This window comes from Ruminococcus sp. RTP21359st1_H3_RTP21359_211015 (genome assembly GCF_040909065.1).
GTDB classification, from domain to species: domain Bacteria; phylum Bacillota; class Clostridia; order Oscillospirales; family Ruminococcaceae; genus Hominimerdicola; species Hominimerdicola aceti.
In genome coordinates this window covers 13,113-27,048 of sequence record NZ_JBDGDD010000032.1, presented here as the reverse complement: position 1 = coordinate 27,048, position 13,936 = coordinate 13,113, and the positions used below count along the sequence as shown (strand labels likewise).

Here is a 13,936-nt window from a genome sequence, read left to right as displayed (position 1 = left end):
GTCCTATGCGTCCCCTCAAATGGTTTTCGCCTATCGAATTTCTTAATAATAGTGTCCAATATGATTGACAAACCTACGGAAGTTGAAATAGCCATTTGCTTATAGCTCTTGACTTTTTATTAGCATTGTGATATAATAAAAATGACAAAAGGGTACTGCATAAGCCTATTGGCTAAGCGGTTTCTCCCAAAGATTTAGTGAAAAGAAACACCGTTACTTGTGAGATTATTGGCGGTGTTTCTTTTCGTAAGCGTTTGCCAAAGAAAAGTCTATTCGCTCCTGCTGGGATGGAAATTCCTTGCATGGTCTGTTTTTTAGAGTAGAGTGTGGAGGATTTGACGAGTACATTGCATTTATTTCATCACACTTAAAGCAAAGCCCCTTGGTGATAAGCCGAGGGGGTTTATTTATGCTTTAAAATATTCAAGGACAGCGTCCAAGCTGTCCATTTTTTTGTACACCATTGACAATATCTCATCTGTCGGTGCAATAAGATCTGGCACCATTATTGGTATCATTTTCGCATTGTAAGCCGCCTTTATGCCATTGTAAGAGTCCTCTACAGCAACAGTTTTCTCAGGCCTTACTCCCAGCTTCTCACAGGCAAGTAAATATATTTCAGGCTGTGGCTTTGAATGTTTTATCATATCTCCGCCAATAATCACATGGAAATAATCAAGCAGACCTGCTCCCTTTAGATTTTTGATAACCCCTTTGTAAGACGTTGATGAAGCAAGTCCTACCTTTATATCACGCTCTTTAAGATAAGAAAGCAACTCCCTTGCTCCACTTTTCAGAGGCAAACCACGCTCAGCGATAATATCTGCACAAATGACTTTTGCTTCGTCATAAAGTTCGGGTATTGACACTTTGTCACCATATGCGGCTTCTAGGATAGCCATTGTATCAACAGTGCTTCTGCCAATGCACTTCATAGCATTTTCGTGAACGTTGGTCAGACCATATTTCTTTCCAAGGCGCTCCCAGCTTTCAAGACCTATTACTTCGCTGTCGAAAATAACACCGTCCATATCGAATACGATTCCGTCAAGTTCTGATAATTTCAAACCCACCACGCACCTCACTTGAAATACATATACAGATTACATTTTATCATGCCGTTGTAAAGCTTGCGCTTTTTGTCAGCCTTTTTGCCGAAAAACACCTCAAACTCCTCATGTGGGGAGATTATATAGCATGGGTTCTCCTTTGACGGGCAAAGTCTTTGTCCCATTTTCTTATAAAGCTCCTCGGCTTCCTTTATTTCAAGCATACGCTCGCCATATGGGGGATTGACAATTGTTATCGAACCCTCTATCTGGCTGTATTTTGAGATATCCTGCTGTTTTACTGTAAGCTTTGAGCCTACTCCTGCCTTTTTAGCGTTGTTTCTTGTTAGCTCAACCGCTATATCATCAACATCAAAGCCAAATGCCTTGAATGCACCCTGCCTGTCGATAGCGTCCATAGCCTCGGCTCTTGCATTGCGCCACGCTGTTTCAGGTATCTGTGACCACTGCTCTGCTGCAAAATTTCTTCTCAGACCAGGTGCAACTTTCAGTGCCTTGTATGCCGACTCAATAAGAAATGTACCTGAACCACACATAGGATCCACCACAACTGAGTCCGCACGAACTCTTGCAAGGTCAACTATACCTGCGGCAAGTGTTTCCTTGATAGGTGCGTCGTTGGAATTTCTTCTGTAGCCACGCTTATGAAGTCCTACACCTGATGTATCAAGATAGATAGTCGCAATGTCCTTATGGATAGCAAACTGTATCTGATGTTTCGCCGCAGTTTCCTCAAAATAGCTTATGCCATAGGCTTTTTCAAGTCTTTTAACGCAGGCTTTTTTGATTATCTTCTGACAATCAGGGATAGAATGAAGCTTTGAATTAAGGGCATGACCCTTAACAGGAAAAGCGTCCTCCCTGCCGATAAAGTTCTCCAGCGGAAGATTCATAACACCGTCAAAAAGCTGTTCAAAGCTTTCTGCTCTAAAGCTGCCAAGCTCGATAAGTACACGCTCTCCTGTGGCAATCCAAAGATTTGCCTTTGCAAGCACGTCAAAGCCACCTTCAAAGCTTATCTTGCCATCAGTTGTGGTAAGATTTTCTCCACCTATCTTTTTTATCTCATATGCAAGCACGCTTTCAAGCCCGAAATGGCATGGAACGCACATTCGCAGTTTATTTTCCATAATGATTTCCTTTCAAAAAAGCCTCCATAGAGTTATGGAGGCTTTAATTTTAATGATTTCCGCTACAATACTCAGGCTCGTTGGATTTCTTGTAATATCCAGTCGCTGTGCTATAGCATGAATTTGACGCAAGCTTACCTGTCTTTGTGCAGTAGGTGAGCTTTTCAACTGTATCAGGCATTTTGAAAGTCTTGTCAAATGACTTATGCTTCTCATTCTCAGCGATATCGCCAAAAACGTTCTTCCAAATCGCACCGATATTCTGATACTCGTTCGTAGGGATAGTGGCTGGGTTTTCATAACCTATCCAGATACCTGAAACGTAGTCAGGAGTACAGCCTACAAATGAGAGGTCAAACCAGTCAGATGAAGTACCTGTCTTACCGACAAGGTCAGTATTGTTTAGCTTAGCATATCTACCGGTACCGTCCTGCTGAGTTATAACGTTCTGCATCATTCTGTTCATAACGTAAGCGGTAGACTCGCTGATAGCCTGCTTGTATCCGTCGCTCTTTTCATAGATAGCGTTTCCGTCTGCGTCCTCTACCTTTGAAACGTAGGTAACGTCATACTTCTTACCGCCATTGCCGAATATCATATAAGCGCCTACAAGCTCCTCAAGCTTAGTACCATTTGTAAGACCGCCGACAGTTACTGGTGAATAGTCAGCGTCAGAGTCAGCAAGCGTGGTAATGTCAAGCTTTTCCTTAAGGAAGTTATAGGAATAAGCAGGTGTCATTTTTTTGATGAGCTGCGCAGGAAGCGTATTAAGCGACCTTGTGAGCATTTCTACAGTTGTAAGCTGCTGATAAGACCAGTTTGCACTGTCGCCTGTTTCAGAATAGTTTACAGGCCACTTTTTGTCCTTGCCCTTTACCTTAATAGTGATAGGCTCATCAGTGAACAGGGTTGACCATGTCATAAGATCCTGATCCAATGCAGGAGCGTATGAAGCTATAGGCTTGATACAAGAACCTGGTGAACGTTTGGCATCAGTAGCAATATTATAAACTCTCGACTCCTTTTTCTTATCACGTCCGCCAACGATAGCCTTAACATTGCCCTGATAGTCCATGGCAATAAAGCCTGACCACAGAGTATCGTCCTTTTTGTTCATTTCATAGGTGGTGAAATTACTTTGCTTCTGCATTTCCTTCTCGACCTTCTTCTGCATACTTCTGTCAACAGTGGTATATGCAGTAAATCCGCCGTCATAAAGTCTTGCGGAAGCGTCCTCCCATGAAATGCCATAATAGTCAGCGATTATCTGTATCGTCTGATTGATAGCAGCGTCCATGAAATAAGATGTCGGACCCTGATCCTTAGTTTCGTCCTCATAGATAGTTGAGCTTGAGTAGGTTATATCGCCTGTTATTTTAAGCTCATAGTTGAGGGCTTCGTTATATTCCTGCTCAGAAATTGCACCGTTATCGAGCATATGATCCAACGTATACTTCTGTCTGAGCTTGTTGTTTTTCATATTATCATATGGGTTGTTTGCAGCAGGCCAGCTTGTCATACCTGCAAGTGAAGCTGCCTCAGCAAGGTTAAGATCCTTTACGTCCTTGCCAAAATAGAAGTTTGCAGCAGCCTGAACTCCGATGATATCATACTCCTGAGTTGTCAGTGGCACAAGGTTAAGATAGGTTTGGAGGATATCTTCCTTTGTGTAGGTCTTTTCCACGTTGATAGAACGGAAGATCTCTCGTATCTTACGCTCGATACCATGGATAGAATCTCTGGAGTCATCACCCGTGATGTTCTTGATAGTCTGCTGAGTGATAGTCGAACCACCTATCTGTCTGCCGCCGTATATCGGAATGAATACATTGACAAATGAAGCGAACGTTCTCTTGAAGTCAACGCCGTCATGAGAATAAAATCTCTCGTCCTCGGTGTACACAAAAGCGTCCTGAACATACTGAGGGATATCCTCAAGATCAGCCCATACAACGTGCTTATTGCTGTTTTTCAGAGCATAATAAAGGTCATACTCCTGTGAATCCTCATCATCTTCATCATAGTCAGGGTTGACAGACAAAAATCTCGAAATGTTGCTTGTTTCCGTCTTGTCAAGGCTGATAGTTGTTGTGGTATCTGCAAAGTTAAGGACGTAAATAGTCAGAACTGTTGCAAATATAGAACAGGTGATAATGAGTATCAGGAATATCGACAGCAAAGCTGTGCCTAATATTTTGAGAACTCTGACAGCAGGATTAGTGGATCTTTTCTTTTTGCGTTTTTTCACTGCCGTGTTTTTTATTTCATCCATAAATTTAACCTTTCGTCTTTATTTGATCTGATATTATTATACCACATACGAATCAAAAAGTTAAGTCTTTTCGGTAAATCTTTAGTTTTTTCTAAGGATTTTTTGACAGAACAAAGCTGCCGTTATTTCATTGAAAATAAAAAACGAGGGCGATCACTCGCCCCCATGAATTTTATTGCTTATTCAGCGTCCTCAGAAGCCTCGTCATCAGCAGGAAGCAAAGCTCTCATAGACAGGCTGATCCTCTTCTTGTCGAGATCTATCTCTGTGATCTGGCAATCAACTACCTGACCTACAGAAAGGATATCTGCAACATTGTTTACTCTCTGGTTAGCGATCTGAGAGATATGGATAAGACCGTCGATACCGTCAATGATTTGTGCAAAAGCACCAAAGCTTGTGATAGAAACAACAGTAGCCTTAACTACCTGACCTACCTCATAGTTAGCCTTGAAGATCTCCCATGGATTCTCAGAAGCCTTCTTATATGTCAATGAAACCTTCTTTGTTTCGCTGTCGATATCCTTGATAGTAACAGTGATCTTATCGCCAACAGAAACAACGTCTGAAGGGTGCTTGATCCTGTTCCAAGAAAGATCCATTCTTCTGATAAGGCCGTCAACACCACCGAGATCTACGAATACGCCGTAATCTGTGATAGACTTAACTGTACCCTCTACCTCAGAACCGATCTGAGCTGTCTCAAAGAACTTAGCCTGAGCTGCTGCTCTTTCCTCTCTTGCTACTGCACGGATAGAACCAACTGCTCTCTGCTTAGCCTCGTTTACCTCAAGGATCTTGAAGCTTACTGACTGCTTGAGCAGATCGTTAAGATCGAAATCTCTTCTTGGAGCTGCCTGTGAAGCAGGGATAAATACCTTAACACCGTTAGCTGATACGAGTACACCGCCCTTAACAACGTTTGTAACTGTACCTGTAAGTGTAGCGTCAGCTTCCTTAGCCTCAACTATCTTCTGGAAACCAAGAACTGCGTCAACCTTCTTCTTAGAAAGTGTAACGATACCCTCCTGGTCATTTGTCTTAAGAACGATCAGATCGATCTTGTCGCCTACCTTTACGATATCCTCTGGCTTCTTAGTAGGATCATCTGTAAGTTCAGATGCAGGAATATAGCCTGTGTGCTTTGTTCCGATATCTACGGCTACTTCACCGTTATTGATATCGGTGACAACGCCCTCAACCTTCATTCCCGTATGTATTTTTTTCAGAGTCTTTTCCAGTTCCTCCTCAAAATTAAATTCTTCGTCAACATTGTTCAACATTTCACTCATGGTCTGTTGTACCTCCTTGATTATATAAGCCGGCGTCGATGCACCAGCAGAAATCCCGATAAATTTTGCACCTGATAAGTCAATATCACATGCCCTCAGTCCTTCGGCGTCCTCCACAAGCCAACATTTGCAATATTCATCGCATATGGCTTTAAGCTTGTGAGTATTGGAGCTGTGCAGCCCTCCGACTATTATCATTATGTCGGCAGCCTTCGCAAGCTCCGCCGCCTCCTTCTGTCTTTCAGAAGTGGCACTGCATATGGTGTTATACACCACAGCTTCAGGCAGATACCTCTCAAAAAGCTCTTCGCACTTTCTCCACATATTCTTATTATACGTTGTCTGAGCCAGAATTGCAACCTTTTTTGACGAAAAATCTTTCTCTTTCACCAAATTTTCAAAATCGTCACATGAACTGAACACATAACTCTCTCCGCTGCAATGACCTCTTATACCCATTATTTCCGGGTGAGCCTCATCACCTGCGATAAGAATAACGTATCCCTCGCCCGATTTCTCGGCTGCTATCTTGTGTATCCTTGCCACAAAGGGACAGGTAGCGTCAATTACTTCCGCACCTACCTTTGCAAGCTTTTCATACACGTCCAGTCCAACACCGTGGGATCTGATAACAACTGTCTGGTCTTTCGTGACCTTATCCACATCGGTGGAGTAAACTCCTTTTGCTTCAAGGTCAGAAACTACGTTTGGATTGTGAATGATTGGGCCTAACGTTACAACATTATTTCGGTTATCTAATTCATTATACACTATTTTTACGGCTCTGTCTACACCAAAACAGAAACCTGCGGTCTTTGCAACGCAAATTTTACACTTTGTTAACATTTAATGTACCAGCTCCGTGATATTTTTCATGATCTCGTTCTTGATAGTCCTAAGAGAATGAGGGTCGGTGGCTGTAACTCCTATCTCGCAAGGCACTATAGGCTTGCCAAATCTTACAACTACACGCTTTCTGAATTTGAGCTTGCCCTCGAAATTGATACCAACAGGGACCACAGGCACCTGAGCCACAGCCGCCACCAATGCAACGCCTGTTTTGCCCTTTCCTACCTTGCCGTCCTTTGAACGTGTTCCCTCAGGGAATATAACAAGGTTTCTGCCCTTTTCAAGCTTTTCGATAGATGTATCTATGACCTGAGTGTCGCCCTTTCCTCTTGTGACAGGGAATGCTCCGAACGCTTTTATAAGCAGGGTGAAGAACACATTCTGATGAAAAAGCTCCTCCTTAGCCATATAAGAAAGCGGCACTCTTGTTGGCAGTGCGATAAAAACAGGGTCCTGATAGCTTCTGTGATTTGAAGCGAATATATTCCCGCCGTCCTTTGGGATATTTTCCGTACCCTCGAAAGTGATGTTAAAATACAGATGATAAAGTCCGATAACGATATATCTCAGTACTGTGTACCAAAACATATGGAAATGACCAAGCCTGTGTTCTTTTTTCACAGGTCTGACAGGCATTATCTCTTTTATCTTACGCTCTTTTTTTTTAGTCTTGTCGGTTATTACCTTGTAGATAGCCTCAACAGACTCTTCAAGAGTCAACTCAGTAGAGTCCACCTCAACAGCGTCATCAGCCTTTTTCAGCGGTGCTATCTCTCTGTGTGTATCGTTATAGTCACGCTGGATTATATCCTGCAATACCTCGTCATATGTAGACTTGTCGCCCTTTTCCTGAAGCTCCTTGAAACGTCTTTCTGCTCTTGCCTCTGGAGCGGCTGTGAGGAATATCTTCACGTCAGCGTTTGGCAAAACCACAGTGCCGATATCTCTGCCGTCCATAATGATGTTGTTTTCTTTTGCGATATTCTTCTGAAGTTCAAGCAGAAATTCTCTTACCTCAGGTATAGCAGACACCTTTGACGCACCCATGGATATCTCAGGCGTTCTTATTTTGTCCGAAACGTCCTCGTCATTGAGCATTACTCTCTGCCCTGCTTCTGTGTAGCAAAGCTTTATGGATATCTCACCAAGAAGAGGTTTTATCTGCTCAGGGTCAGAAAGGTCTGCACCCTTGCTTATAACATAATAAGCTATAGAGCGGTACATCGCACCTGTGTCTACATATACATATTCAAGCTTTTTCGCTACCGCCTTTGCGATAGTAGACTTTCCTGCTCCGGAAGGTCCGTCGAGAGCCACGTTTATTCCCATATCAAAATCTCCTTATCCTATTTTATCCGCACAGCTATACGCCGTGGAAAACGCTATCTGCAAATTAAAGCCGCCCGTATAAGCGTCAACGTCAAGCACCTCACCGATAAAGTAAAGTCCTTTACACAGCTTTGACTCCATTGATCGTGGGTCTATCTGCGAAACATCAACTCCTCCACGGGTGATGATAGCTTCCTCTACAGGGCGCATACACTTCACTGTGAACGTTAGCTTTTTCACTGTAGAAACAAGCCTTTCACGCTCCTCACGGGTTATCTGATTGATCTTTTTCTCAGGATCGATGCCGCACCTTTTTATTATAAGTGGTATTATCTTTGAAGGCAGCAGTTTGCCCAGTGAGTTCTGAAAATCTCTGTTTGGAAAATCACCGAAATCACGAAGTATCCTGCTGTCAAGCTGTTCATGGCTCAGTGCAGGTTTAAGGTCGATATCCATATAATACCTTGACTTATTCATATCACCAAGGTGAGCAGAAGCCGAAAGCACAAGCGGTCCGCTCAGACCAAAGTGTGTGAAAAGCATTTCCCCAAGCTCGTGGAAAATTGGTTTATCTCTGTCCTCTTCACGAAGCGTCAAAGTACAGTTTCTAAGGGAAAGCCCCATTGCAGAAGCACATTCCTCACGCTCATAAGTGACTACAGGGCAAAGTGACGGAGTTATTGCCGTGACCTTATGCCCCACAGACTTCGCAAGCCTATAACCGTCGCCTGTTGAGCCTGTCCGTGGATAGGACTTTCCGCCAGTTGCAACGATAACGCTGTCTGCGTAATAATCCCCATGCTCGCATTTAAAGCCCTCTGCTCTGTCGTCCTTGATGATAAGCTCTTTTACCTCATCGTCGATAAACTGCACACCACTGTCCTCGCAGGCTTTCACAAGTGCTTTTACGATATCCTTTGCATTGTCGCTCACAGGGAAAACCCTGTTGCCACGCTCAGTTTTAAGCTCCACACCAAGGCACTCAAAGAAGCTCATAACGTCCTCAGGTGCAAATCTGCTCAGAGCTGAATACATGAACTTGCTGTTGCGTGGGATATTTTTCATAACAGTGTCAGCGGTACAGTTGTTTGTGACGTTACACCTGCCCTTGCCTGTTATCATGAGTTTTCTGCCCTGACAGCCGCTATGCTCGATAACAGCAACGCTCTTTCCACGCCAGCCAAGCTGAACTGCGCAGAACATTCCTGCCGCACCTGCGCCTGCTATAACTGCGTCAAATCTTCTCACTGTGTATCTTCCTCGCTTTTTGCGTAAACGTCATACTCAGCCCAAACCTTTTCAAGACGTTCAAAGGTCTGGGACACTCTGTCGATATTTCTTATTGATACCGCAACGATAAGTGCATTTATAAGGCTCAGCGGTGCAACGAGAGAGTCAACGAACGAAGCCATATCGCTTCTTGCAAGAAGCAGACTGTCTGCATACTTTGCGATAGGCGAAGCCTTTGAGTCTGTTATAGCTATAACGTTCGCACCGTTGCTCTTTGCATACTTCAAAGCCTTGACAGTCTGCTTTGAATATCTTGGGAAAGAAATGCCTATCATGGCGTCCTTTTCGTCTATTCTCATTATCTTTTCAAAAAGCTCGGAAGTAGTCGTACTCTGAACGAGCTTTACATGGGGGAAAATAAGTCCCAGATAATAAGCAAGGAACGAAGCGATAGAAGCTGCACTTCTCGTACCCATTATGTAAAGGGTATTGCAGGATACGATAGTGTCAACGGCATTGTTAAAGTCCTCCTTTGAGGTTTCCTCCAAAGTACGCCTTATCTTGTCGATGTCAAGGTTGAGTACCCTTTCAAGCACGTTGTCACTGCTCATAAGGTCGGAAGTGACCTCTATTCTCTGAACAGTTGTAAGCTTGTTTCTCATAAGCTCCTGCAAGCCTTTTTGAAGGGCAGGATAGCCGTCATAGCCAAGCTCTGAGGCAAATCTTACCACAGTTGATTCGCTGACGCCAACGGTTTTTCCAAGCTTCTGAGCCGTCATAAAAGCCGCTTTGTCATAGTGGGAGAGAATGTAGTTCGCAATAAGCTTGTGACCCTTTGACAAGCCTGACAGCTTTTCATTGATAAGCGTAAATAAATCTTTTTCCATTTCTATCTATACCTTTCAGCATATTTTTTAGGCATATCGCATCATACGGTGTTGCCTTAAGCCCACAGATCCTCCTGTAGGGCGAGTATCCTTTTTCTTCTTGCTTCTGTTTTGTCCTTATCCGGGATATAAACGCCGTCCTTTAAGATAAGCACATCACCCTCGTGAACGTCTTTTGTTTCAGAAAGCGGTATATCCTTGTTTTCTCCTTGCTCAGTTTCGCACACGGCATAGCCGTTTTCTATTCTGTCAACTATAAGAATCTCTTCCATATCACTTTTCTCCCTTTTCAGCAGAAACGCTCAGCCCCTCGCCATCTGAGCTGAAAACTATCGTTCCCACATCTGCAGTGACATACAAATGGGAAGCATATTTTTTCAGCCTTGTGACAGTTTCCTCGTGTGGGTGACCATACTTGTTGCCCTTGCCGCAGGATATAACAGCATATCTCGGCATGACCTTGTTAAGAAAATCGACCCCCGAAGAAGTGGAACTGCCGTGATGACCTGCTTTAAGCACCTTTGCAGAAACATCATAACCCTGAGAAAGTATATCTTTCTCCTCAGCGGTCTCGCAATCCCCCGTGATAAGAAAGCTGTTCTCACCGTCTGTTATCTTCACAAGAGTGGAATAGTTATTAAGATTATCATAATCATTTTTTGGTGTGAAAAGCTCCACCTTACAGCTTCCAAGCTCAAATTCCATAGGCTTTGCCTGTGTTATCTTCAAGCCCTTTGCCTTTATGCTTTTGAGCATTTTCTCATATATCGTTGTGGTGGGCGTCATATCAGCCTTGACTTTCGGCATAATGAATTTATCCACCTGAAACTGATCTATTATCTCGCTCATTTCACCAATATGGTCAGCGTGAGGGTGGGTGGCAATGAGGTATTTTAACTCTGTCACTCCCTGCTTTTCAAGATATTTTTCTATTTTATTGCTGTCATCTTTATCGCCGCTGTCAATGAGCATAGCCTCGCCTTGTGATATCACAAGGGTGCTGTCGCCCTGACCAACGTCGATAAAATGCACCTCTGTCTGAGCGTGTTCCGCCGGCTTGTCCTCAACGCCTGCCTTGATAAGCAAGCTGTCGAAAGAAACTAACCCTGTCAGGTCAAGCACTGTAAAAAGCAGCACCACAAAAACCGCTATGAGCGTTACCGCCTTTTTAAGCGGTGCTGTCGAATTTTTCTTTTTCACAGATCTGCCTGCCATGTTATCCCTTTCCGCCTGAGCTATCTTCTTGCCTGCATTTCAGCCCATTCTTCTTTTGTTATGTTTATCTTTCGTGCCTTAGAGCCTTCCTGTGGTCCTATTATGCCCATTTCCTCTATCTCGTCCATGATACGGGCGGCTCTAGGGAAACCAAGCTTTAGCTTTCTTTGCAAGAACGCAGTGGAAGCGTTATTTGTCTGCACGATTATAGATATTGCCTGATTTACAAGGTCATCATCAGGATTTACGGAAACATTATCGCTGCCTGCCGAACCGCTGTCCTTTGGCTGCGGAGTATTCTCCTCCACCTCTGCGATAACTTCGTCGCTGTATTCTGCGGTATGCTCGTTCTTGAGGAAGTTTACAACCTCTCTTATCTCAGAAGTCGCTGCATAGCCGCTCTGCATTCTTATAGGCTTTTTAACGCCAACAGGCTTATAAAGCAGGTCACCGTTTCCAAGAAGCTTCTCTGCACCGCTTTCATCAAGTATAACTCGTGAGTCAACGTTGCTGGATACGCTGAGAGAAACTCTCGATGGGATATTCGACTTGATAAGTCCTGTGAGCACGTCCGCCCTAGGGGACTGTGTTGCGATTATCATATGTATTCCTGCCGCACGAGCGAGCTGTGCAAGTCTTAAAACCGAGTCCTCAACCTCGCTTCTCGCAGCCATCATAAGATCGGCGAACTCATCGACCACAATAACTATCTGTGGCAGCAGGTCGATCTTTGCACGGACTTCGTCCTGCTCCTCGGCAGGCTTATTGCGTTCTTCAAGAACCATGTCGTTAAACTCCTGCAAGTTCTTTACATTGTTCGCCTCAAACATAAGATAACGCTTGTTCATTTCATTTACCGCCCAGCCAAGCGCACCAGCCGCCTTTAAAGGCTCGGTAACAACAGGGATAAGCAAATGAGGTATCTTATTATAAATAGGAAACTCGACTTTCTTAGGGTCGATAAGAATAAGCTTTACTTCGTCAGGCGACGCATGGTAAAGTATAGAAAGTATGATAGAGTTTGTAAAAACAGACTTACCTGAACCTGTTGTACCTGCAACGAGCATATGCGGCATTTTGGCGATATCGCCGATAATGATATTACCCTCGATATCCTTGCCCACTGCAAAGGTAAGCTTGCCCTTTGCTTTTCTGTATTCATCGCTGTCGATAAGCTCACGGAGAGAAACCGTATCTCTATGATCGTTCGGCACTTCTATGCCTATGCACGCCTTGCCCGGCACAGGAGCTTCGATACGAACGCTCATTGCCGCGAGGTTAAGTGCGATATCGTCTGCAAGACCCGTTATCTTCGACACTCTTACGCCTGCTGCAGGCTGAAGCTCATATCTTGTAACGGACGGACCTCTGTGTATGCCCACGATCCTTGTTTTAGCGCCATATGTTTCAAGCGTTTCCACAAGCTTAGCAGATTTCTCTTGTATTTCCTGCTGGACTATCTCGGAAGCCACAGGATTTTTAGCATATTTGAGTATATCCACAGGCGGATAAACGTAAGCAGATATTTTATTATCTTTCTCAAAGAACGTTGTCTGACCGTTCTTATCAACATTCACTACTGGTGGTTTAACAGGCTCGTCCTTGGACTTCTTTTCTTCTCTGCTGTCGCCTATGGCGTTTTCTATTATCTTTTTAAGCTCCTCATTATCGGTAGTCTTAGCCGTTTCTTCAAGCTTTTCATGTGTTATCACAGGAGCTTTCACAGGGTGGACCGGCATATCTATCTTTGAAGCGTCCACCTTGTCGGTAGCTTCTTCCGCCTCTGCAACAGGCACAAAGGCTTCCGCCGCAGTGTCAGGGCCATCATCAGGATAGAACTTTGCAATATCCACTCTGCCGTTACGCTTAGGTTCTTTCTTCTCTCTTGGAGGCTTCGGAGGCTGAGCCGCACGCTCGATACGCTCCTCGTTCACCGCTTCATAGCTCTTTACAAAAGGCTTTGAAATCGCTTTGAGAAGCTGCGGAAGCGTAACATTTGTAAGCAGCATTATAAAAGTGAACGCCACAAGCACGATAACGATACCTGCGCCAACTCTTTTGAAAAGCGAAAGCAAAGGCCAGCCAAGCAATGCGCTTGCAAGTCCGCCACCACGGAGCTGTTTTCCATCATTGAAAAGCCCCACAAGTTTAAGCCAGAACGAACTTCCGTCCACAGAGCCCACTTGGATTATCTGAGCCATGCCACTTATAAGAAGCATAAGAACGCTGCCCTCAACGACCTTTGCTATGACCTTGTTGTGGGTCACATCTGAGGCTATCATAAGTGCAACATAGATGATCATAGGTGCAAACAGAAATACTGTCACGCCGAAAAGTCCTCGGTTCAGCTCATGGAGCCATTTCCACAAGCCATCCCCCTCCACGAACGTGATAAGCAGTTCAAGTATGCCGAAAAAGAAAAGTATGTAAGACCAGAAGCGTCTGTTCTCTCTTTCTCTCACTGCTGTCATGGAATTTGACTGTGGCGGCTTGCTCTGAGGCTTTTGCTGTTTTGTATTCTTTTTTGCAGCTTGCGCAGGCTTTTGTGCGGGCTTTTTCTTTGCCACTGTCTGCTTTGGCGCAGGCTTTGAGCCTTTCTTTTGAGCTGCCATTTATTTTACCATTCCTTTCGGTATTTGTCTTATTTAAGCAAATAAAGGCA

10 protein-coding genes are annotated in these 13,936 nt (G+C 44.1%); all 10 read right to left on the bottom strand.

Annotation, left to right across the window (positions count from 1 at the left end):
• Positions 1-407: 407 nt before the first annotated feature.
• The 10 genes from AB5Z01_RS11570 to AB5Z01_RS11525 all read right to left on the bottom strand — a co-directional run bounded on the left by AB5Z01_RS11570 (position 408) and on the right by AB5Z01_RS11525 (position 13,886).
• Positions 408-1,067 (bottom strand): HAD family phosphatase, encoded by a 660-nt coding sequence (locus AB5Z01_RS11570; RefSeq protein ID WP_256321498.1) that lies wholly within the window; start codon positions 1,065-1,067, stop codon positions 408-410.
• A 14-nt stretch (positions 1,068-1,081) separates the two neighbouring features.
• Entirely contained in the window at positions 1,082-2,200 is a 1,119-nt protein-coding gene (locus AB5Z01_RS11565) for a class I SAM-dependent RNA methyltransferase (protein ID WP_117856290.1), read from the bottom strand.
• A gap of 49 nt (positions 2,201-2,249) precedes the next feature.
• Positions 2,250-4,472 (bottom strand): transglycosylase domain-containing protein, encoded by a 2,223-nt coding sequence (locus AB5Z01_RS11560; protein ID WP_368365547.1) that lies wholly within the window; start codon positions 4,470-4,472, stop codon positions 2,250-2,252.
• 179 nt (positions 4,473-4,651) lie between these two features.
• The gene (locus tag AB5Z01_RS11555) at positions 4,652-6,610 is read right to left on the bottom strand and encodes a bifunctional 4-hydroxy-3-methylbut-2-enyl diphosphate reductase/30S ribosomal protein S1 (protein WP_022287303.1); all 1,959 of its coding nucleotides are present in this window, start codon (positions 6,608-6,610) and stop codon (positions 4,652-4,654) included.
• A complete protein-coding gene (gene cmk / locus AB5Z01_RS11550) occupies positions 6,611-7,942 on the bottom strand; it encodes a (d)CMP kinase (RefSeq protein WP_118156959.1) in 1,332 nt (443 codons plus the stop codon).
• Positions 7,943-7,954: 12 nt separating this feature from the next.
• Complete coding sequence (locus tag AB5Z01_RS11545; protein WP_287216173.1) at positions 7,955-9,190, bottom strand: NAD(P)/FAD-dependent oxidoreductase; 1,236 nt, start codon at positions 9,188-9,190, stop codon at positions 7,955-7,957.
• Entirely contained in the window at positions 9,187-10,059 is an 873-nt protein-coding gene (locus AB5Z01_RS11540) for a MurR/RpiR family transcriptional regulator (protein WP_022287306.1), read from the bottom strand. The genes AB5Z01_RS11545 and AB5Z01_RS11540 overlap by 4 nt, the downstream gene beginning before the upstream one ends.
• Before the next feature lie 56 nt (positions 10,060-10,115).
• Positions 10,116-10,331, bottom strand: coding sequence for a DUF3006 domain-containing protein (locus tag AB5Z01_RS11535; protein ID WP_287216174.1), 216 nt, complete (start codon positions 10,329-10,331; stop codon positions 10,116-10,118).
• Between the two features lies 1 nt (position 10,332).
• The gene (locus AB5Z01_RS11530; protein ID WP_287216175.1) at positions 10,333-11,274 is read right to left on the bottom strand and encodes a ComEC/Rec2 family competence protein; all 942 of its coding nucleotides are present in this window, start codon (positions 11,272-11,274) and stop codon (positions 10,333-10,335) included.
• Between the two features lie 20 nt (positions 11,275-11,294).
• Positions 11,295-13,886: a DNA translocase FtsK gene (locus AB5Z01_RS11525; protein ID WP_287216176.1), complete on the bottom strand. Its 2,592-nt coding sequence runs from the start codon at positions 13,884-13,886 to the stop codon at positions 11,295-11,297.
• Positions 13,887-13,936 lie beyond the last annotated feature (50 nt).

What these genes read in the sequence shown, in the direction of transcription:
- AB5Z01_RS11565 (WP_117856290.1), bottom strand. Translation starts at nt 2,200, where the DNA reads ATGGAAAATAAACTGCGAATGTGCGTTCCATGCCATTTCGGGCTTGAA.
- AB5Z01_RS11560 (WP_368365547.1), bottom strand. Translation starts at nt 4,472, where the DNA reads ATGGATGAAATAAAAAACACGGCAGTGAAAAAACGCAAAAAGAAAAGA.
- AB5Z01_RS11555 (WP_022287303.1), bottom strand. Translation starts at nt 6,610, where the DNA reads ATGTTAACAAAGTGTAAAATTTGCGTTGCAAAGACCGCAGGTTTCTGT.
- cmk (WP_118156959.1), bottom strand. Translation starts at nt 7,942, where the DNA reads ATGGGAATAAACGTGGCTCTCGACGGACCTTCCGGAGCAGGAAAGTCT.
- AB5Z01_RS11540 (WP_022287306.1), bottom strand. Translation starts at nt 10,059, where the DNA reads ATGGAAAAAGATTTATTTACGCTTATCAATGAAAAGCTGTCAGGCTTG.
- AB5Z01_RS11535 (WP_287216174.1), bottom strand. Translation starts at nt 10,331, where the DNA reads ATGGAAGAGATTCTTATAGTTGACAGAATAGAAAACGGCTATGCCGTG.
- AB5Z01_RS11530 (WP_287216175.1), bottom strand. Translation starts at nt 11,274, where the DNA reads ATGGCAGGCAGATCTGTGAAAAAGAAAAATTCGACAGCACCGCTTAAA.
- AB5Z01_RS11525 (WP_287216176.1), bottom strand. Translation starts at nt 13,886, where the DNA reads ATGGCAGCTCAAAAGAAAGGCTCAAAGCCTGCGCCAAAGCAGACAGTG.